Source organism: Mangrovimonas yunxiaonensis, assembly GCF_000733475.1.
In the GTDB taxonomy this organism is placed as follows: Bacteria; Bacteroidota; Bacteroidia; order Flavobacteriales; family Flavobacteriaceae; genus Mangrovimonas; species Mangrovimonas yunxiaonensis.
The window spans coordinates 328,569-350,716 of sequence record NZ_JPFK01000005.1; the positions used below are offsets into that span (position 1 = coordinate 328,569).

Consider the following 22,148-nt stretch of genomic DNA (forward strand, 5'->3'; position numbering starts at 1 on the left):
AATAAATCCTATGAAAGGCATAAAAAATGGTATAAAAAACTGATGCATAGCTAGCTATACTTAACTTTTCGTAAAATTCTTAAGGTATCTTTGTATGCTGAATAGACACTTTCGTTATAAGCTTTAAGGTAGGGTTTTGCTTGGTGAAGCTTGTCTATGGCCTCATGAAAAAGGTTTAAATAGCAAATTAAATAAGTAGCAGGTAAGTTTTTAATGTCAATTTGGTCGGTTTTGGTAAGAGAAATGCCTTTTTTAAGCTTTTCCAATATGGCATTGTTGGTGTTGTATATGTGGTGCAGTACTTTTTTATCGTATTGTGGGGGCTGAAAGAGCAGTTGGCTGTTTATATGATACGACCCGTTGTCTTCAAAACAAAAAATGGTCTCTTCTAAAGGGTAGTATTTGTAAGAATTTTGAAGCCCTAGACTCACATATTCAATAATTTTAAACGTATCATCATCATATGAAATAGCGACTTCGTCTAGGTTGGAATAAAAAAGCCTAACCTGTTCGTTAATAAGCTTAATGTCTACTCTGGAAAAGAAGACGTCATCTTTTACCACTTTTTTCAGTCCGGCCCAGCACACAACAAAATACTCTTTAAAAACCTTGTATTGTGGGTTAAAATCCTCTCGGGCTTTCATAAAATCGAAAACCCCATCTAAGGTGTGTTCAATGTTGTTTTGGGCGTGTTGCTCTATTTGCGAAACAAGGCTGGAGTTGGTGTCCTTAATTTCTATATCGAACACTTTAGGCATGCTCATGCTACCATCTCTAAAAAACACCGAGCCACCGTAATATTTCCAAATGTTTTTCCGAAGCGATGTTATGGTGTTATCGCCTTTGGGTCTAATGGTTACCAGACCCACAACCTTGTCGTCGGGTAAATGTGGAAAAGGAATGTTCTCGTATTGAACAATGGGTGGGTTGGTTAAGTACGCATTAATGAGGTTTTGGATTTTACTATCGTCAAAAAAATCGACACCGATAATGGCATTGTCCGCATCGTCTACACCAATAACAATATACGAGTTGTTGTTGGGGTTGCTGTTAGAGAGTGCGCAAATATGCTTTAAAAACTTAGCTTTGCCCTCTTTTTGGCCGATATCAATTTTGCGCTTTTTGTCATAAAAACTATTCTCATCGTTATGAGCTAGCAAGTTTTTTATAAGCAGGCGTTTGTTAATCATGGTTAGAAGGCCTTTAAATTTCTGCACAAATAGCGCTCTAAATGCAAAAATGTATTGTAACGTTTTTTGTTCCCAAAAGATACTTAAAAATACAGACTAGGGAAATCTTTTGTGAATAATGTCATCCAAAAGCCGTTTTGCTTCGTATATGATAATAGAAAACAAAAAAACCTTAGAATTTATGAAAGCTTTTAAGCAGTTAAAACTAACTTTTCTTTCACTATTAGCCTTAACACTGTTCAACTGTACTGAAGATAATAACGATACACCTCAAGCAGAGGGCAAGTCTTTTATCTCGGTAAAACTTGTTGATGATCCAGGCGATTTCGACAATGTTTTTGTCGAGGTGGTAGACGTTATGGTTAAGGTGAACGATAACAGTGAAGGCGAAGAAGGCTGGATAAGCCTAGACCCAATTAACACTGGAGTATACGATTTATTAGAATTAACAGGAGGCGTTAATGTGCTATTGGCAGACGACTTTCAAATTCCTTCGGGAACGTTAAACCAAATTAGATTGGTGCTAGGCGAAGATAACTCTGTGGTTATCGATGGCGAAACACACCCTCTAAACACGCCTAGTGCACAACAGTCTGGATTAAAAATTCAGGTGAACCAAACTCTAGAACCAGGATTTACCTACGATTATGTTTTAGATTTTGATGTAGACGAGTCTATCGTAATTGCCGGAAACTCAGGAAACATCAACTTAAAGCCAGTTATTCGTGCAACAGCCGAAGTATCTTCAGGAAAAATAGAAGGTGTAGTAACACCATTCGACTTTCAAGTACAAGCTGCTGTTACAACACCAGATGGCGATATTACAGCCTATGTCGATGAAAACGGTGCATTTGTACTAAACGGCGTTCCTGCTGGCGTGCATACCGTAACCATTACACCAGATCCCGAGTCTGGATATGCCGTAGCCATGGTAGAAAATGTAGAAGTGGTAAACGGCCAAATAACCAATATAGGAACCATAGAACTTCTTGAAGTACCCGTTGTTGGAGCCATTACAGGAACCATTTTAAATGAAGGTGTAGTAGCAACCGCTGCTGTAGAGGTGAACGGCGAAATGGTTGAAGCCACAACCGATGAAACAGGGGCGTTCTTATTAGCAGATATTCCTGTAGGCATTTATGCTGTAACCATCACACCGGAAGAAGGTACTGGATTAACAGAACTGGTTGTTCCAGATGTTGAGGTGGTAGCAGACATGACCGCCGATTTAGGAGAAATTACCCTAGAGTAAGTCATCCACTATAAATTTTTGTTAAAGAGCAGCGCATTTGCGCTGCTCTTTTGTTTTTTAACCAATTATTAACAGCGGTGCAGAAAAAAAATTAACAATTTGCATCACTCAAATAAGGAAACTATATTCGAGCTTTTAAAATCCTATAATAATGATAGAAGAAACAAGTACAATTGATATTAAAGCAATTAACGAGAAAATTGAGCGAGAGAGTGCTTTTGTTGATTTACTTACCAGAGAAATGAATAAAGTTATCGTTGGTCAAAAACACATGGTCGAACGGTTGCTTATCGGTTTGTTAGGGCAAGGGCATATCCTGTTGGAAGGCGTTCCGGGACTAGCAAAAACACTGGCCATAAACACCTTGTCGCAGGCGGTCGATGGCAGTTTTAGTAGAATACAATTTACACCAGATTTGTTGCCAGCCGATGTGGTTGGAACATTAATCTACAACATTAAAGAGAACGATTTCTCCATAAAAAAAGGCCCTATTTTCGCCAATTTTGTGCTGGCCGATGAGATTAACAGAGCACCGGCAAAAGTACAATCGGCATTGCTAGAGGCCATGCAGGAAAAGCAAGTAACTATTGGCGACGAAACCTTTGTGTTGGACAAGCCGTTTTTGGTTATGGCCACACAAAACCCTGTAGAGCAAGAAGGAACCTACCCGTTACCAGAAGCACAGGTAGACCGTTTTATGTTAAAAACGGTTATAGATTACCCCAAGCAAGCCGAAGAACAACTTATTATTAGAGCCAACCTAAAAGGGGCTTTCGAAAAAGTAAACCCTGTCGTGTCTATAGAACAAATATTAAAGGCACAACAAGCCGTTCGTGAGGTTTACATGGACGAAAAGATTGAAACCTACATCCTGGACATTATTTTCGCAACACGTTACCCAGAACAATATAAATTAGACCATTTAAAACCGTTAATTTCCTTTGGGGCATCGCCGCGTGGTAGTATTAATTTGGCCAATGCCGCTAAATGCTACGCCTTTATTAAGCGTCGTGGGTATGTTATTCCAGAAGATGTGCGCGCAGTAGTTCACGATGTGTTACGCCATAGAATAGGCATTACTTACGAGGCCGAGGCCGAAAATGTCACTTCAGAAGACATCATCAACAAAATCGTTAACGAGATTGAAGTACCTTAATTAGTTGGCAGTATTCAGTCGTCAGTCTTCAGTGTAAAACTGAAAACTAATTACTGGATGCTATTTTAGGACTGCTTACTGCATACTGAACACTGCATACTAAAAAAAATGGATACTAAGGAATTACTCAAAAAAGTACGTAAAATAGAGATCAAGACACGCCGGTTGTCCGATCATATTTTTGGGGGCGAATACCATTCTACCTTCAAAGGGCGTGGTATGACATTTTCCGAAGTGCGCCAATATCAATTTGGAGACGATGTAAGAAACATCGATTGGAACGTTACCGCGCGTTACAACGAGCCCTACGTAAAGGTGTTTGAAGAAGAGCGCGAGCTTACCATGATGCTTATGGTCGATGTGTCTGGTTCGGAGTTTTTTGGTACCGAGCAGCAATTCAAAAGTGAAATTGTTACCGAAATAGCCGCAACACTAGCATTTTCTGCGACGCAAAACAACGATAAAATTGGTCTTATTTTATTTTCAGATGATGTTGAGCTGTACATTCCACCTAAAAAAGGACGTTCGCACGTTTTGCGAATTATTAGGGAGCTTATAGAGTTTGAACCCAAAAGCAAACAAACCAACATTACCGAAGCCCTGAAGTTTTTGTCTAACGTCATGAAAAAGAAAGCCATTGTGTTTGTACTAAGCGATTTTATTACCGACCAGTACCAACACACCTTAAAAATTGCTTCTGGAAGGCACGATGTTACAGGCATTCGCGTGTACGACAAGCACGAGGCGCAAATCCCAAATCTGGGCATGGTACAAATGCAAGACGAAGAAACAGGCGAGTTGCTTTTAGTGAATACAGCATCGAAAAAAGTACGCCGCAATTACGGGGCATTTTACCAAGAGCGGGTCGATTATTTTAAGGACAGCTTTACAAAAGCGGGGGCTGGAAGTTTGGCCTGTAGAACCGATGAAAGCTACGTAAAAAAACTCTTGGGGTATTTTAAAAGACGCGGATAAAAGGAGTTTAGAGTTATGATTAACGATTTTCGATATAAGAACAAAACCACTTCAAGCCTTAAGCGCCAAGCCATAAACGGCTTGTTTGTGTTTTTCGCCCTCTGTTCGCTGTGCTCCTATGCCCAAGTAACATCGTCTATCGATTCTACGGCCATAAAAATTGGCGAACAAATAACCTATAAAATAGAAGTTGAAGTAGATTCTACCGATTTGGTCATCTTTCCAGAAGGCCAAACCTTTGCGCCATTGGAAATGATTGAATCGTATAAAATTGATACCACCAAGCAAGACGCCAAGCTTCAACTCATTAAAAAATACGGTTTAACCCAATTCGATTCGGGGGCATACACCATTCCAAGACAAAAAATACTTATAGGCGACAAAACCTTTTTAACCGATTCGCTTCGCGTAAGGGTAAACCCCGTACAAGTCGATACCACCAAACAAGGCATGTACGATATTAAACCGCTGATAAATGTAGAAAAACCAGCTAGTAATTGGTGGAAAACAGCCCTTGTAGGGCTTGCGGTTTTATTGGTTGTTGCATTTGTATTGTATTGGTTTGTATGGCGTAAAAAGCCATTAACCGAAGACGAAAAAATGGCCTTGTTACCTCCTTACGATAAGGCTAAAGCAGCCTTAAAGCAGCTGGATGAAAGCCACTATTTACAACATTCAAAATTAAAGGAGTATTACTCAGAATTAACCTTCATTATTAGAAGGTATCTCGACGAAAAAGTATACGACCGGGCGTTGGAAAGCACAACCGATGAATTGATATCACGATTAAACTTGCTTAAAGAAGGCAATCAAATTGATATTAGTAAAGACGATATTCAAAAACTAGAGGCCATTTTACGCCGTGCCGATTTGGTAAAATTTGCTAAGTCTGCCCCAGATACGGCTTTGGCCGAACTGGATAGGCAAACCATCGATCAGGAAATCGATCATGTAAAAGAAGCTTTGCCAGAACCATCAGAAGAAGAAAAACTGTTGGATGAAAGATATAAAGCAGCCCAAGAGGAAAAAAAGAAACGTCAAAAAATATGGATTACAGTTGCCATAGGCGTGTTTTTATTGCTGGCAACATTTGTGGGCTTTGGCGTAAAATATGGCTTTGGCTATGTTAAGGATACCATTATAGGCCACGAAAGCAAAGAATTGCTGGAGGGTCATTGGGTAACTAGCGATTATGGGGTGCCGCCAATTACCATTTCAACCCCAAAAGTGTTAAAACGCATCGAGCTTCCGGTTCCCGAACAGGTAAAGCAACAAAGCAGCTCCATTGGGTTTAGTTACGGCACCATGTTGGATATGTTTAGTGTAACCGTTGCGACATCGGTTTATAACCAACCACAACAGTCACCACAACCCCAGCAAAATCAAGCCCAGCAGCAAGCCCCAGAAATAGATCTGAATATGGTAACAGAAAGTGTTATTAAGGAAATGGAGCAAAAGGGCATGACCAACATTTTTGTAAAACGCGATAAGTTTACCACGCCTAACGGTGCCGAAGGACTAAAAACTCACGGAACCATGAGCGTGCCCATTTTGCAAACAGAAAATTACATCGCTGCCAATTATACCATGCTGCATTTTACATCGCAAAACGTCTTACAGCAAATTATTGTAACCTGGCCGCAAAACGATGCTTATGCAGATGAAATGGTAGAAAGAATTATAAACTCGGTGGAGTTACAGCCCGAAAAAACCGAAACAGAATAATGTTAGAAGGGATCGAATTTTTAAATAAGGAGTTCTTTTGGCTGTTGCTGTTGCTGCCGGTAGCAATAGCTTGGTATGTGTATAAGCGCAACCAACAAACGGCCGAATTAAAAATGTCTAGCCTAAAAGGGTTTAAAGCAACAAGGTCTTGGTTACCCATGCTAAAGCATTTGCTGTTCGCCTTGCGTTTAGGGGCTTTGGCGTTACTAATTACCGCTTTGGCCAGACCTCGTACCGTAGATGTTTCTACAAAAACAAAAACCACTAAGGGGATTGATATCGTTATGGCTATAGACGTATCGGCAAGTATGTTGGCAAAAGATTTGCGTCCCAACCGATTGGAAGCCTTAAAAGATGTGGCTGCGGAGTTTATAAAAGGACGCCCAAACGACCGTATTGGGTTGGTGGAGTATGCGGGCGAAAGTTATACAAAAACACCAATAACCAGCGATAAAGCCATTGTGCTACGTTCCTTAGAAGATATAAAATACAACAACATTATTGAAGGCGGGACCGCCATAGGCATGGGGCTGGCCACAGCTGTTAACCGCCTTAAGGATAGCAAGGCCATAAGCAAGGTTATTATTCTACTAACCGATGGGGTAAACAACTCGGGTTTTATCGACCCTAAAATAGCTAGCGAACTGGCTGTAGAATATGGTATTAAAACCTATACCATAGGCCTTGGCACAAATGGTATGGCGCTATCGCCTGTCGCCATTTTGCCTAATGGCAATTTTCAATATGGACGTGTTCAGGTTGAGATTGATGAAGATTTGCTGAAAGACATTGCCCAAGTTACTGGCGGCCGTTATTTTAGAGCGACCAACAACCAAAAATTGGCAGAGATCTACGATGAAATCAACAAATTGGAAAAAACAGAGATCGAAGAGTTTAAATATTATAATTACGAAGAAAAATTTCGTCCACTGGTCCTACTAGCAGGGCTAATGTTATTGTTTGAAGTGTTGTTAAGACATACCGTTTTTAGGAGTTTTATTTGATGGATTTATGATGGATTATTTTCAATTAGAAGAAAAAATATGGTTTTGGGCATTGCTGGTTATTCCGGTGGTTGTACTTATGTTTTTGGTGCTTCAGTTTTGGAAAAAAAGGGCTCAAAAGCGGTTTGCCAACAAAGTGCTCTTAAAGCGTTTAAGCCCCAACCAATCTTTATTTAAGGCAGTATTAAAGCTGGTTGTTTGGTGTTTGGCCATAGCCTGTTTGGTATTGGCTTTGGTAAACCCCAAAGTAGGCACCAAATTAGAAACTGTAAAACGAGAAGGAGTCGATATTGTATTTGCCGTAGACGTCTCTAAAAGTATGCTGGCAGAGGACATTGCACCAAACCGCTTAGAGAAATCAAAGCAATTGGTTACGCAAATCATTAACAACTTGGCAAGCGATCGCTTGGGCATTATTGCCTATGCCGGTAAGGCCTTTCCGCAGTTGCCCATTACAACCGATTATGCGGCGGCAAAAATGTTCCTTCAGAACATGAACACCGACATGCTCTCATCGCAGGGTACAGCCATTAGCGAGGCGATAGAGCTGGCCAAAACCTATTTTGATAATGAAGAACAAACCAACCGCGTTTTAATCATTATTTCAGACGGCGAGGACCACTCTCAAGTGGCTACAGATATTGCAGAAGAAGCCAGCAACGAAGGCATTCGTATTTTTACCATAGGCGTTGGTGCCGTAAAAGGCGGGCCAATTCCTATAAAGAGAAACGGTGTGGTTTTAAATTATAAAAAAGACAACCAAGGCGAAACGGTTATCACCAAACTTGATGAGGAAACCCTTAAAGCCATTGCCACAGCGGCCAATGGCGTATACATAAATGGTCAAAACACCCAAGAGGTTGTCGATAACATCCGCGATATTTTAAACAAAATGGATAAAACCGAGTTCGAGGCCAAGGAATTTGCCGATTTTAAAGACCAATTTCAGTGGTTTTTAGCCTGTGCCGTGTTTTTACTATTTATCGATATTTTTCTTTTAGAACGTAAAACGGCCTGGCTTAAAAAGCTTAACCTATTTAACGAAAACCTATAATGTCACGCTTTAATTTTATAAAACATTTAACTCATAAAACGCGAAATGCTTTATAAATTAGGGGCTAAAAGCTAAAACCAATTGGTTTTGAAAAAACACCCATCAAAAACGCTGTTTAAAAATAAAATGAAACAGATATTCTCTATAGCATTGCTTTGTATAACCTCATTGGTGTGGGGGCAAGATGCTGCCGATAAAGCGCAGGAACAGGCTCTTAAAAAAGCCAATGGTTTGGTGTATGAAGCCAACGAAATGTTGGGGCAAGACGATTATGTATCTGCCGAAATGGAATACCGAAAAGCCATTTCAGAGCAACCAAACCATACCGTAGGAGCTTATAATTTAGGCACCTCGTATTATAAAAAAGGAAGTCTGGACGAAGCTTTGTACCGCCTAGAGCAGGCTGCAAAAGGAGCGACTACAAAAGAAGAAAAGCACAAGGCCTATCACAACATAGGCAACATACTGTATAAAAATAAGCGTTGCCAGGAAGCCGTAGAAGCTTATAAAAATGCGTTGCGTAACAATCCTGCCGACCATGAAACCCGTTATAATTTTGCTTTGGCAAAAGCATGCGCAGAGCAGCAAAAACAAGAAAACGACCAAAATCAGGATAACCAAGATCAGGAGAACCAAGACGAAAGTCAGGAGCAAAAAGAAGAAAACAAAGAAAACGAAGAAAGCCAGGACGACCAAAATAAAGATAACGAAGATAAAGGCGATCAAGACGAAAAGGAAGGCGAAGATGAAAAGGACGAAGACGGGCAGCCTAAAGACGATAATCAAGACCAAAAGAACGATCAGGAAAAAAATCAAGATAACACCCAGCAACAACAGCCAAAGCCTAAGCAAGGACAACTATCGCCACAACAAGTAAAAAACCTTTTAGAGGCGATGAACAACCAAGAGCAAAAGGTGCAAGAAAAAATGAATGCCGAAAAACAAAAAGGCATAAAAGTACAGACAGATAAAGATTGGTAAAAATTAATCGATAATGGTCTTTCGTTAAAATATGAGATTAAAAGAGAACATATTTATATTATTCATACTGCTATCTAGCTTTACTTATGCGCAAGTTAAATTTGAAGCTAAGGTGAGCAAGAAAAAGTTGGGCGTAAACGAGCGCCTGCGTGTAGATTTTGAAATGAACCAAGACGGCGATAATTTTAATCCGCCAAGTTTTCAAAACTTTACGATTGTGGGAGGCCCCAATCAATCGGTAAGTCATTCTTGGGTAAATGGCAAGCGTTCATTCTCTAAAACTTACAGCTATTTTTTAGCCCCAAAACGTCAGGGAACGTTTACAATTCAGCAAGCTACCATAGAAATTAAGGGCGAAATCTATAAAACAACACCAATAGCTATTGTGGTTACCAAAGCAGTAGACAAACCTACAGATGGTAATAATGCCGATTATATTGCATCGGAGAACATTCATTTGGTTGCCGAGGTGTCTAAAACCAAGCCTTACCTAAATGAAGCCATAACGGTGGTTTACAAACTTTATGTTAGTCCCAATACGGGCGTTAGCAATTGGCGTGAAGTAGACAGTCCAAAATATAGTGATTTTTGGAGTCAGAACATCGATATTAAGGGCCTTAAAATTCAGAACGGACAGTACAAGGGCGAGGATTACCGCTATGTGGTTTTGCGTAAAACGGTGCTGTATCCACAAAAAACAGGAAAACTGGAAATAGAGCCCCTAAGTTTAAACGTAACGGTTGAGGTCCCCACCAATAGGCGTGATATTTTTGGCGGGCGTTTAATGACACAAGCCCACAGAACCATTTCGGCAGGCAGCAGGACCATTCATGTAAAACCGCTCCCAGAAGCAGGAAAACCAGCCGATTTTACGGGAGCAGTTGGTGATTTTGATTTTGCCGTAACCACATCAAAAGAACAACTTAAAGCGTCAGAATCCTTACAATTAAAAATTGAGGTCTCAGGAAATGGCAACCTTAAACTGTTCGAATTGCCAAAAGTCTCTGTGCCGAGCTCCTTAGAAATTTACGAGCCAGAACACACCGAAAACATACGCACCAATTTAAATGGCATGCAAGGCCAAATAGCCGATACGTATACCGTTGTGCCGCAGTATAAAGGGAAATACCCCATACCAGACGTGTCGTTTTCTTATTTCGATCCTAAAACAGAAACCTACAAGAGCCTAAACTCCAACAGTATTGTAATTGATGTTTTAGAAGGCCCAACCAATGCCTCGTCTAACGATAATATAGCAGCCGCACCAAACAGCAAACAAAAGGTTATTATGAGTAACGACCAGTTTGCTTTTGTAAAAACCGAAACGCGGTTTACTTCGGTAAAACCAGAGCCTTTCTTTAAATCGGTTGGTTTTTGGACATCGCTATTGGCACCATTATTAGCCATACCGTTAGCCATGGTTTTTCGTAGGGAAAAAGAAAAACGCGATGCCGATGTGTTTGGGAATAAGATTAGAAAAGCCGATAAATTGGCGAAAAAATATTTAGGTGAAGCCAAGAAAACACTAGGGCAAAAAGAAGCCTTTTATGTGGCTCTAGAGAAAGCGCTTCACAATTATTTGAAAGCAAAATTACATATAGAAACAAGCGATTTTAGTAAAGACAAAATTAAAGCCTTGCTCCTTTCAAAACAGGTGGATCATGCTGTAGTGGGCGAGTTTTTAGACCTGCTGGAAAATTGTGAATTGGCGCGCTATACCCCTTTTAGCAATGTGGCCATGCAACAAGATTACGACAAGGCTGCCAAAACCATTTCGTTAATCGATAAACAAGCCAAATAAGATGAAGAGGATTTTATTTTACCTGATGTTTTTTGTAGTGGCAATGGGGGTTTCGCAAAACCAGCAGTGGTTCGATCAAGGCAATGAGCTGTATAACCAAGGAAAGTACGCCGAGGCCATTACTAGGTATGAAAAGGTGCTGGAAAGTGGAAAACATTCGGCCGAGCTGTATTTTAACCTCGCCAATGCCCATTACAAACTAAACCATATAGCTCCTAGTATTTATAATTACGAAAAAGCGCTGCGATTGGCACCAAACGACAAGGCTATTAAAAACAATATGGCATTTGCCAAGAACATGACCATAGATGCTATTGATGTGATTCCGGAGGTTGGTTTAACACGGTTTTTAAAAGCGGTTACCAATACCTTTGGTTTTGATGGTTGGGCGTATTTGTCTATAGGAACCATGCTGGTGTTTGTTATTGCATATTTGTTGTATTACTTTAACACAGCAACAGCCAGAAAGCGTCTGGCCTTTGTTCTGGGCCTGTTGTTTTTAGCGTTATCGGTAACTGCACTTGCTTTCGCTTTTCATAAATATAACTTAGACCAAAACAACAAACCGGCAATTATCTTTGCCCAAGAAACCCAAGTAAAAAGCGAGCCCAATTTACGCAGTGTAGAGGCTTTTAAACTTCACGAGGGCACCAAGGTTCAAATTCTGGATACGGTTAACGAATGGAAGCAAATTAAGCTCTCAGACGGCAAAACAGGGTGGGTTCCTTCGCAGGATTTAAAGGCATTATAGTTTTAAAGTTTATTTAACGTAACTTTAAGGTGGATGCTGTATATTTGCCACCGATTACAATAAACTATGCCCAAGCGTATTATTAATACATTTTTCCTATTTATTTTCGCCATGTTTTTGCTGGCGCCAACGGTTATATCTATTGTAGACGATTCTTACGATGTTTCCTTCTTTTACAGTGTTAGTGAGGAGGAGAACAACCCTAACGAAATTAAGCATATAGAAAATTACAATGCAGATGGCTTTATGCAGTCTTTAGGGCAAAAACAATCTAATAAAATCTCAGATTTTTATTTAAACCATTATTCAAACTTAAGTTTAGAAAATCTTTCTCCACCTCCCGAACAAGACATATTATAACAGGTTTTTAATTCCCAAATCTTCATTTGGGGGAGTCTTATTTTTAAAATTTATAAACTTTATAATATGTTTAAATACATAAAAAACGACTTGCCCGCTAGTATTGTCGTGTTTTTTGTGGCTTTGCCCTTATGTTTGGGTATTGCACTAGCTAGTGGCGCACCATTATTTTCAGGATTAATTGCCGGGATTGTCGGCGGAATTGTAGTAGGGGGGCTAAGTGGCTCTAAAATAGGAGTAAGCGGTCCGGCTGCAGGATTGGCAGCCATTGTTTTAACTGCTATTGGCGCTTTAGGAGGATACCAAAACTTTTTGGTGGCCGTAGTTTTGGCTGGGGTTATCCAATTAATTTTCGGGGTTCTTAAGGCCGGAATTATTGGGTATTATTTTCCTTCATCGGTAATTAAAGGCATGCTTACCGGTATTGGGGTGATTATTATCTTAAAACAAATCCCCAATTTTTTTGGGTACGATGAAGCATCGGCTTGGGATTTGGAGTTCTTCGAATTAGATGGCGGTACCACGTTTTCAGAAATTTTTCAGATTATTAATAACATTCATCCAGGAGCCGCTTTAATAGGTATTGTAAGCTTGGCCATTTTAATCCTTTGGGACAAGGTGCTAAGTAAAAAGGGGAAAATATTCCAATTGGTACAGGGGCCTTTGGTAGCTGTGGTCTTAGGTATTATTTTTTTCAATTTAACAGGGGCTTCAACGGTGCTTTCCATTTCTGGGAGCCACTTGGTAAGTGTGCCCATACCAGAAGATGCAGCATCGTTCTTTAACCAGTTTAGCTTTCCAAATTTTGCAGCCATCACCCAAGCAGACATTTGGGTTACCGCATTTACCATTGCTTTGGTGGCTAGTTTAGAGACTCTGTTGTGTGTAGAGGCTTCAGATAAAATAGATCCAGATAAAAACGTGACCCCAACCAATAGGGAGTTACTGGCACAGGGTACCGGTAATATTGTTTCTGGACTAATTGGGGGGTTGCCTGTTACACAGGTTATTGTAAGAAGTTCTGCCAATGTGCAGTCTGGAGGAAAATCGAAAATGTCTACCATTATACACGGGTTTTTATTGCTCATATCGGTCATCTTAATCCCGAGGTTACTTAATATGATTCCACTTTCGGTATTGGCAGCCATTTTATTGGTGGTTGGCTACAAACTGGCCAAGCCAGCCTTGTTTAAGGACATGTACAAAATGGGGTGGAAACAGTCCGTGCCATTTTTTGTTACAGTGTTTGGTATTGTATTTACCGATTTGTTAATGGGAATAAGCCTAGGGCTTGCCGTAGGTATTGTTGTGATACTCTTAAAAAGTTACCAAAACTCTCATTTTCTTCATATTGAAGATAAAAGTAATGGCAAGCACAGAATAAAAATGACGCTTGCCGAAGAGGTAACCTTTTTTAACAAAGGCGCCATCCTTAAAGAATTGGATAGTTTGCCAAGGGACACCTATTTAGAGATTAACCTGATTAAAACTCGCTATCTGGACAACGATATTATTGAAATATTGGAGGATTTTCTGCATAAGGCCGAAGAGCGCAATATAGACATAAAGCTGGTGTCTAAAAGAGGGGTGGTAGAAAACCCGTCTAGTTTTATTAGGTTCTTTAACGAACGGCCAAAGTCTAATTTAAGTTTAAGCTAATCGCTATGGGACACAAGAGATATAAAATTTTAGTGCTCACAGACTTAAAAGATGCCACAGAGGCCATTTTAAAAAGCGCCTTGGGCCTAGCAAATATAATTTCTGGCGATGTGGAGTTGTTGTGTGTAAAAAAACCAACAGAGGTTGTTAAACAAGACAACCAGTTGGCAGCCATGCGTACCATCCATTCAGAGCAAACAGATATAGACAAACAATTGCAGGCAGTAACAAGTACGTTGTTCAAGCAATACAAAATACCTGTGAATTATAGGTATGCCATTGGTCATGTAAAAACAGAAATAGGCAATTATATAAAAACACAGCAACCAGATGTGATTGTTTTGGGAAAGCAAAAGCAGCGCCCATTTAATCCGATAGGCGATCAAGTAACCAAGTTTGTGTTAAAAAACCACAAGGGCGCCATTTTAATTGCTGGCCATGCGGCCTTAGCGCCTAAAAAAACCTTGCATTTGGGCGTGTTTAACGGGAAAACATCAGGACTTAAGGTGCCGTTTGCCCAAGATTTAATCAGCTATTCGCAACAACCACTTAGGCTGTTTAATGTTCTTGATAAAAATGAAGCAGACAATAAAGCAGCGCTTTATAGCCATAACGATGCCGTTGAATTTGCGTTTGAAGAAAACGATCACACAATAAAAAGCATATCGAAATATTTACTGAAAAGTAAGGTAGACCTTTTGTATGCAGATCGAGAAGAGCATAAACAAGGGGCTAAAAAGGGACGTGTTCAATTGCAAGAGCTATTAAAAACCATAAATGTACCGTTGTTGGTATCGGGTACCGAAAATTATGCTATAACATGATTTTAAAATAACGGGTGTAGCCAGCGCTTTAAACAAATTGTATTAGGTCTTGCCTTTAAGATAAGGTAGCCTAATAGATAAGTAAACTGAGATAAATTATTTACAGGATAATGCCTTGGGGCAAAATTGTAAATAAAGTGATAAAGTAAGTCGAACTTAATATAACAGATTAATATGAGCAAATTCTTTTCAAATTTAAAAGGTGATGCCTTTGGCGGCATTACGGCGGGTATCGTAGCATTGCCATTGGCCTTGGCATTTGGGGTGTCTTCTGGGCTAGGCGCTACGGCAGGTTTGTACGGAGCTATTTTTATTAGCTTTTTTGCAGCTTTGTTTGGAGGCACCAACACGCAAATTTCGGGGCCCACAGCACCCATGACCGCGGTTAGTATGGTGGTTATTGCAGGAATTATTGCTGCCAACGATGGCGATGTAACCAAAGCCTTGCCAGCCATTTTAACTGTTTTTCTATTAGCTGGGTTAATGCAAATTGGCTTAGGTGTTTTAGGACTTGGTAAGTATATTAGATACATTCCTTACCCCGTTGTTTCGGGATTTATGACCGCTATTGGGGTTATTATTCTAATAACACAAATTCTTCCGGCAGTAGGGTATTACCCAAAGGAGGATTTAGAATTTGTAAACACCTTTAAGCCGCAAGCCGAAGAGGTTATTCTAGAGAATATCTTGAAAGAAGAAGCCGGAGAGGGCATTTTGGTGCTGGAAGACTTTAAAGAAACCATTTCCAGAGCCGAACAGGTTACGCAAGACGATATTATGAAAGAAGCTAAAACCTTAGCAGCCAAAGAGGCCTCAGGGGTTTTAGGGACGTTTAAAGTTTTGGGTAAGGCCTTAGGCAATATTAGTTGGTTAGAGTTAATGTTGGCTTTAGGAACCATTATCATTATTTATGGTTTTAAGCGCATAACCACGGCGGTGCCTAGTACATTGGTTGCCCTATTGGTTATGTCTGGTTTGGCGGTAGCGCTAGGGCTAGACTATAGGCGAATTGAAGAAATTCCTAGCGGTTTTCCTGTTCCTAATTTGGCCATTTTTACCGAGTTTCAACTAAGCAGCATTACACCTTATGTGTTTACGGCATTAACCCTAGCCTTGTTAGGGGCAATCGACTCGTTGTTAACAAGTGTCGTGGCCGATAACATGACCAAAACCAAGCACAAGCCCAACAAGGAATTGATGGGGCAGGGTATAGGGAATAGCATAGCTGCTATTTTTGGCGGTATTCCGGGCGCAGGAGCAACCATAAGAACGGTGGTTAACATTCAATCGGGAGGAAAAACCAGATTGTCTGGTATGATTGCTGGCGTGTTGCTTTTAGTGGTATTGTTGGCATTGGGGCCTATAGCTTCCCAAATTCCAGCAGCCGTATTGGCCGGGATTTTAATAACCGTTGGTATTGGTGTTATGGACTATAAAGGCTTAAAAGCCATACCAAGTTTACCAAAAGATGTTAAATTAGGACCGTTAAAAGTAAGTTCAGAAGTTATTATCATGCTAATTGTATTGGCCTTATCAACGTTCTGGAACTTGGTTTATGCCGTAGGAATAGGCTTGGTTATTGCTTCGCTAATGTTTATGAAAAAAATTGGCGACCTTACGGCACAGCGTTCAGATGTTAAAGCTCTGGCCAACGAAAAAGCTTGGGACGACGAGAAGGATTTCCCTGTATCGCTTAAGGAAGAAGTCTTTATCAAGCACCTAAAAGGGCCATTGTTCTTTGGAACCACAAGCGACTTTCAAAGTTTGGCAGACCAGATACCAAGTACGGCATCAACGGTTGTCATCAGATTGGGGCGCATGCAATATATGGACCAGTCGGGACTGTACGCTATGGAAGACGTGCTCCAAGAGCTTCGTAAAAACAAAGTAAGGGTGCTGTTTGTCGATTTATTAAAACAACCTAGGTATATGATGGAACGCATAGACATTATTCCCGATTTAATTTCAGAAGAGCATATCTTTAAGACATTTAAAGCGTGTACACAATGGATAAAAAATAACGTAGAAAATAAATATTAAAAAATACTAAGATAATGAAAGCACATACAAAAGAATCACAAGCAACCATGACACCAGAAAAGTCGTTGCAATTTTTAAAGGAAGGAAACGTGAGGTTTCAAAGCAACCTAAAAGCAAATAGAAATTTATTAGAACAAGTAAACGATACTAGCGATGGGCAATTTCCTTTTGCAACCATTTTAAGTTGTATAGACTCTCGCGTATCGGCCGAGCTGGTTTTCGACCAAGGGTTAGGAGACATATTTAGTGTTCGTATTGCCGGAAATTTTGTTAATGAAGACATTTTAGGAAGCATGGAGTTTGCCTGTAAACTAGCGGGCACAAAGCTAATAGTTGTATTGGGGCATACCAGCTGCGGCGCCATAAAAGGGGCTTGCGACCACGCCGAAATGGGGAATTTAACCAAGTTAATCGAAAAAATAACCCCAGCCGTAAATGCAACAGACCTACCAAAAGACGAAAGCCAAAGAACATCTAAAAATTTGGAATTTGTAGATTCGGTAGCCAAAAAGAATGTCGAATTAACCCTAGATCGCATTCACCAAGAAAGCCCTATCCTTTCGGAAATGGCGAAAAATGGCGAAATCATGATTATAGGTGCCATGTACGACATTAATACTGGTGGGGTTACTTTTTACGAGTAAAAAATTCTAAAGCACCTTAAAAAGGTGTTGCCATATAAAAGCCGCTTTGTTACAAAGCGGCTTTATTGTTATGTAGTGGGTTGTTGTTCTGGAAGTTCGTCTTGATCCTGTTCTTCTAAAGGAACATCTGTATTTAAAATACTGGGAAATATTGTGGGAGCCAAAGCTTTTACCGGCTGGTATAAAAGCGATTCGCCTAAGCTTTCCTCATTGGCAAACGGAATGGTTTTATTCATCCTATCAAACACCACCAATAGAACACTTAAGATCAGGGCTATTTTAAGTCCGCCAAAAACACCCCCTAGAAGTTTATTAATAATGCCCAAAGCAGCAAAATTGGCCAATTTGGTTAAGGCTTTTCCGGCTAGGGCAATGGCTAGAACAATAATAACAAAGGTTATGGCAAAAGCAGTGGCACTAATTACCTTGTCGTCCCAATCAACTTTAGCTTGTAAAAAATCGCCTGCATAATTGCTAAAGTGTATGGCACCATAAACACCGGCAACCAAAGCCACTAGCGAAGCCACTTCAACAAAAAGCCCTTTCATAAACCCGCGAACCAGCCCAAATAAAATTAAAGCTGCCAAAACAATATCAATACCGCTCATAATGTAATATTTCTGTAAATATAAACTAACTTTGCAACTTTAAAATGATTATGGCAAGAGACGAGCAATTAAAAGAACGATGGGAACTGGTGGTAAGCAAGCTATCTACACAATTTGCCGATGGCGACACACTAGATCTCGATGCAGTAATATACTTAATAGGGGTGCAAGAGCTTGGACAGTTGCACCGGCGATTTAAAAAAGACCACAAACTAGATTTAATGCATATAGCCATTTGCAGACTATTGGAACCCTATGGCTATTACGAGTTTGATTATTTTGATGATGATGGGTGGCCACACTACAAGGTCAAGGAACAGCTGCCTCACTTAAAAGCAGGCGAACAAAGTGTGCTTATGAAAGAGGCCATTGTTAACTATTTTCTAGAAGCCAATTACATACAATAACAGTAAGACGTAGCCCATTTTTTATAATATGTATGGGTAATCCCTAACGCAGTTGGGGTAAAATCGTTAAATTTGCAGCCATTATTACAATATCATGATAGATAAAATAAAAGAGCTTATTGTTGAAGCCGAGGCGTTTACAGCAAAATCTAAAGAAGAGGTAGAAGAGTTTCGTATTAAATACCTTGGAAAAAAAGGCTTGTTAAACACCTACTTTGCCGAGTTTAAAAATGTAGCAAACGACCAGAAAAAGGAGTTTGGGCAAACGATTAATACCTTAAAAAACACGGTACAGGAAAAAGTTAACGCCCTAAAGGAAGAGCTGGAAAGCAAAGAAGATCGTAAAGGCCTTTATGGCGATTTGTCTAGACCTGGCGAACCCATAGAAATTGGTGCGCGCCATCCTATTTCAATCGTAAAAAATCAAATCATCGATATTTTTTCCCGCATTGGTTTTAACGTAAGCGAAGGACCAGAAATTGAAGACGATTGGCACAACTTTACCGCGTTAAACTTGCCAGAATATCACCCGGCACGCGACATGCAGGATACCTTTTTTATTCAAACCAATCCAGATATCTTGTTGCGTACGCATACCAGTTCGGTACAGGTGCGTTATATGGAAAACAACAAGCCGCCCATTCGAACGATTTCACCAGGACGCGTGTACAGAAACGAAGCCATTTCGGCGCGTTCGCACTGTTTCTTCCATCAAGTAGAAGGTTTGTATATTGATAAAGATGTAAGCTTTGCCGATTTAAAGCAAACCCTACAGTATTTCACTACCGAAATGTTTGGGAAAAGTAAAATACGGCTACGCCCATCGTATTTCCCATTTACAGAGCCTAGTGCCGAGGTAGATGTGTATTGGGGCTTAGAGACCGAAATAGATTACCGCATTACAAAAGGTACCGGTTGGTTAGAAATTATGGGCTGTGGTATGGTAGATCCCAATGTGTTGGATAACTGCGGGATAGACTCCAAAAAATACTCGGGCTTTGCCTTTGGTATGGGAATCGATCGTATTGCCATGTTATTACACCAAATAGGAGATATTCGCTTATTAAGTGAAAACGATGTGCGGTTTTTAGAGCAGTTTAAATCGGCGCTTTAATACATGGTATATAAATATGTTAACCCGTTGAAAAACAATTTTCAACGGGTTTTTTTATTTGGAAAACCAGTATTTTGTTTTTTCATAAAAGTAAAAGTATCTTCATAGCTTATTGTAAAAAGTATGAAGGAAAACATAGAACTTGATTTAGCTTGGAGTTTTGTTACTAAAACCAACCGGAATATCTTTTTGACGGGAAAAGCAGGTACAGGAAAAACAACATTTCTTCATAAATTAAAAAAAGAATGCCGTAAACGCCTGATTGTTGTAGCCCCAACAGGAGTGGCTGCTATTAATGCAAAAGGGGTGACCATTCATTCGTTTTTTCAAATGCCTTTTGGCCCTATTTTGCCAAACGAAGACCTGCAAACCGCTTCAAAGTTTAGTAGGAAGTTCAGTAAAACAAAAATCAACATCATTAAGTCACTCGATTTACTAATTATTGATGAAATTAGTATGGTGCGAGCAGATTTGCTGGATGGTATTGATAAGGTGTTAAGGCGGTTTAAAAACAGACAATTGCCCTTTGGTGGTACACAATTACTAATGATTGGCGACCTCCAGCAATTATCTCCTGTTGTCAAGGAACACGAATGGCAATTGTTAAAGTCATATTATAAAAATTATTTTTTCTTCAGCAGTTTGGCCTATGAGCAATGTCGGGCCATAACAATAGAATTAAAACATATTTACAGACAAGAAAACCCTGTTTTTATTGCTATTTTAAATGGCATTAGAAACAATCAATTATCACAACAATCGGCAGATGAGCTCAATAAAAGATATCAGCCTGATTTTAGTCCCAAAGAAGGCTATATTTCTTTAACAACACACAACCGAAAAGCCGCCCAGATAAACCAAAAAAAATTGGATGAGTTAGAAGGAGAAACACAGACCTACCAAGCCATTTTAGCGGGCGATTTCCCAGAACATGCTTTTCCAAATAAAGACGACTTGCAACTAAAAATAGGGGCACAAGTCATGTTTATTAAAAATGACAGCGCGGCTGAAAAGCGGTATTTTAATGGAAAAATAGGCAAGGTCATTGCGTTAAGCGAAGATGAGGTTGTGGTACGTTGTCCCCAAGACGATTTTAATATTACCACGTCATTTGAAACTTGGGAAAATATTAAATACACTGTTAATAACGCTACCAAAGAAATTACAGAAGACAAAATAGGAAGCTATTCACAAATACCATTGCGATTGGCTTGGTCTATTACCATACACAAAAGTCAGGGGTTAACGTTTGAAAAAGCCATTATTGATGCTGAAGATGCCTTTGCCCATGGACAAACTTATGTGGCTTTAAGCAGATGTAAATCTTTAGAGGGTTTGGTTTTAAAAAGTAAAATATCCCCGCAACAAATTATTACCGATAGCCATGTGGTATCCTTTAATAAAACGGCGGAAAACAACCAACCTAACGAAGGCATTTTACAAGAATCCAAACGGCAGTTTCAGTTGGATTTAATTTCAGAAGTGTTTAATTTTTATGAGTTTTTGCACCCAACAAATCGGACGCTGGATATTTACTATAAAAACCGAAATAGTATTGAAGGCAAGCTGGAAGAACCACTAAAGCGGATTAAAAACTTAGTAACCCATTTATTAAAAATCAGCAATTCCTTCAATTTACAATTGCAAACAGTGGTTGGTAAAACCGAAATTCCTGAAACCAGCAATGCATTGCAAGACCGTTTTGTTAAGGCAATAAGCTACTTTAATGAGCAAACCAAATCAGGCATTGAGACGGCTATAAATGCCATAAGTTTTACTACAGATAATAAAACGGTTGATAAAGATATTGTAAAACAATTAGATGCTTTAGAAGAATTGCTAGCGGCAAAATTATTCTATTTTGAAGGCTTGAAAAATGAGTTCCATACGGATGCTTTTTTAAAATTAAGAGCCGAATCGGTTTTCCTATTAAACGTACAGCCCAAAAAACAACGAAAAACAGTTGTTGAAGGCACATCCAATACAAAGCTTTTCGAACTGCTTAAGGCCTTAAGAAGCCAGATAGCAACTAGGGAAAACGTGGCGCATTTTCAAATTTTTACACAAAAATCCTTGTATGCCATGTGTGAGTTGCTACCAACCACAAAGCAAGAACTTAAGGCAGTACATGGTATGGGGAAAAAGCGCATTGAAACATATGGTGCAGAAATTCTTGAAGTAATTTCAGAATACATCAATGATAACAATGTTGTTGTTCAAAACAATTTTAATTCAGAATCTAAACACCCTAAACGAAAAAAAGGCGATTCACAAAAAGCATCCCTGCAACTGTTCAAACAAGGAAAAACCATTGCGCAAATAGCTGACGAACGGGAACTCAATACCAATACCATCTTTGGGCATTTAGCAAGCTTTATCCCATCGGGAGAAATTGAAATTACCGATTTAATGACCAAAACGAACTACAAGGAGCTTAAAAAAGTGATACCAACCAAGACATTTGATAATCTATCGGATTTGAAACATCAATTAGATGAAAAATTCTCTTATGGCGAAATAAGACTTGTGCTTAATGAGCTGGAAAAGCTCTCAGGATAAGAGGAAAACGCTATTTAACAATTTCTTAACTTCGTTTAGTTCGG

General features: G+C 39.6%; 19 protein-coding genes. 17 read left to right on the forward strand and 2 right to left on the reverse strand.

The genetic code is table 11. The annotated features are described in order from the left end of the window. Positions 1-50: 50 nt before the first annotated feature. Positions 51-1,190: an ATP-binding protein gene (locus IA57_RS05680; RefSeq protein ID WP_036120452.1), complete on the reverse strand. Its 1,140-nt coding sequence runs from the start codon at positions 1,188-1,190 to the stop codon at positions 51-53. A 181-nt stretch (positions 1,191-1,371) separates the two neighbouring features. Here IA57_RS05680 and IA57_RS05685 point away from each other — a divergent pair, with 181 nt between their 5' ends. The 14 genes from IA57_RS05685 (at position 1,372) to IA57_RS05750 (ending at position 17,416) form a co-directional block, all read left to right on the forward strand. Continuing rightward, entirely contained in the window at positions 1,372-2,442 is a 1,071-nt protein-coding gene (locus tag IA57_RS05685) for a DUF4382 domain-containing protein (RefSeq protein WP_036121352.1), read from the forward strand. 151 nt (positions 2,443-2,593) lie between these two features. Continuing rightward, positions 2,594-3,598, forward strand: a complete 1,005-nt coding sequence (locus tag IA57_RS05690; protein WP_036120454.1) for an AAA family ATPase — start codon at positions 2,594-2,596, stop codon at positions 3,596-3,598. 108 nt (positions 3,599-3,706) lie between these two features. Then, positions 3,707-4,573, forward strand: coding sequence for a DUF58 domain-containing protein (locus IA57_RS05695; protein WP_036120457.1), 867 nt, complete (start codon positions 3,707-3,709; stop codon positions 4,571-4,573). A 15-nt stretch (positions 4,574-4,588) separates the two neighbouring features. Further along, a complete protein-coding gene (locus tag IA57_RS05700; protein WP_036120460.1) occupies positions 4,589-6,298 on the forward strand; it encodes a hypothetical protein in 1,710 nt (569 codons plus the stop codon). Next, positions 6,298-7,302, forward strand: a complete 1,005-nt coding sequence (locus IA57_RS05705; protein WP_036120463.1) for a vWA domain-containing protein — start codon at positions 6,298-6,300, stop codon at positions 7,300-7,302. Before IA57_RS05700 ends, IA57_RS05705 begins: the two co-directional genes overlap by 1 nt. A 10-nt stretch (positions 7,303-7,312) precedes the next feature. After that, the gene (locus IA57_RS05710; protein WP_036120465.1) at positions 7,313-8,356 is read left to right on the forward strand and encodes a vWA domain-containing protein; all 1,044 of its coding nucleotides are present in this window, start codon (positions 7,313-7,315) and stop codon (positions 8,354-8,356) included. Between the two features lie 126 nt (positions 8,357-8,482). After that, positions 8,483-9,337, forward strand: coding sequence for a tetratricopeptide repeat protein (locus tag IA57_RS05715; RefSeq protein WP_036121355.1), 855 nt, complete (start codon positions 8,483-8,485; stop codon positions 9,335-9,337). A 31-nt stretch (positions 9,338-9,368) separates the two neighbouring features. Further along, positions 9,369-11,138, forward strand: coding sequence for a BatD family protein (locus tag IA57_RS05720; RefSeq protein ID WP_036120468.1), 1,770 nt, complete (start codon positions 9,369-9,371; stop codon positions 11,136-11,138). Position 11,139: 1 nt separating this feature from the next. After that, complete coding sequence (locus tag IA57_RS05725; RefSeq protein ID WP_036120469.1) at positions 11,140-11,889, forward strand: SH3 domain-containing protein; 750 nt, start codon at positions 11,140-11,142, stop codon at positions 11,887-11,889. A 66-nt stretch (positions 11,890-11,955) separates the two neighbouring features. Further along, the gene (locus IA57_RS05730) at positions 11,956-12,249 is read left to right on the forward strand and encodes a hypothetical protein (RefSeq protein WP_036120471.1); all 294 of its coding nucleotides are present in this window, start codon (positions 11,956-11,958) and stop codon (positions 12,247-12,249) included. A gap of 66 nt (positions 12,250-12,315) precedes the next feature. Beyond that, entirely contained in the window at positions 12,316-13,908 is a 1,593-nt protein-coding gene (locus IA57_RS05735) for a SulP family inorganic anion transporter (protein ID WP_036120473.1), read from the forward strand. Between the two features lie 5 nt (positions 13,909-13,913). Next, entirely contained in the window at positions 13,914-14,732 is an 819-nt protein-coding gene (locus IA57_RS05740; RefSeq protein ID WP_036120474.1) for a universal stress protein, read from the forward strand. Between the two features lie 174 nt (positions 14,733-14,906). Next, complete coding sequence (locus IA57_RS05745) at positions 14,907-16,772, forward strand: SulP family inorganic anion transporter (RefSeq protein ID WP_036120477.1); 1,866 nt, start codon at positions 14,907-14,909, stop codon at positions 16,770-16,772. Positions 16,773-16,786: 14 nt separating this feature from the next. Next, positions 16,787-17,416 (forward strand): carbonic anhydrase family protein, encoded by a 630-nt coding sequence (locus IA57_RS05750; protein WP_036120480.1) that lies wholly within the window; start codon positions 16,787-16,789, stop codon positions 17,414-17,416. A gap of 68 nt (positions 17,417-17,484) precedes the next feature. Here the strand turns inward: IA57_RS05750 and IA57_RS05755 are convergent, their stop codons facing one another. Further along, entirely contained in the window at positions 17,485-18,024 is a 540-nt protein-coding gene (locus tag IA57_RS05755; protein WP_036120481.1) for a CvpA family protein, read from the reverse strand. Between the two features lie 50 nt (positions 18,025-18,074). On the opposite strand from IA57_RS05755, the gene IA57_RS05760 reads away from it, so the two are divergent. From IA57_RS05760 to IA57_RS05770, 3 genes are all read left to right on the forward strand, one after another. Beyond that, positions 18,075-18,431: a hypothetical protein gene (locus IA57_RS05760; protein ID WP_036121357.1), complete on the forward strand. Its 357-nt coding sequence runs from the start codon at positions 18,075-18,077 to the stop codon at positions 18,429-18,431. A gap of 94 nt (positions 18,432-18,525) precedes the next feature. Continuing rightward, the gene (gene pheS / locus IA57_RS05765; RefSeq protein WP_036120482.1) at positions 18,526-19,545 is read left to right on the forward strand and encodes a phenylalanine--tRNA ligase subunit alpha; all 1,020 of its coding nucleotides are present in this window, start codon (positions 18,526-18,528) and stop codon (positions 19,543-19,545) included. A gap of 123 nt (positions 19,546-19,668) precedes the next feature. Continuing rightward, on the forward strand, positions 19,669-22,104 hold the full coding sequence (locus IA57_RS05770; RefSeq protein WP_036120484.1) for a helix-turn-helix domain-containing protein: 2,436 nt from the start codon (positions 19,669-19,671) through the stop codon (positions 22,102-22,104). Positions 22,105-22,148: the final 44 nt, after the last annotated feature.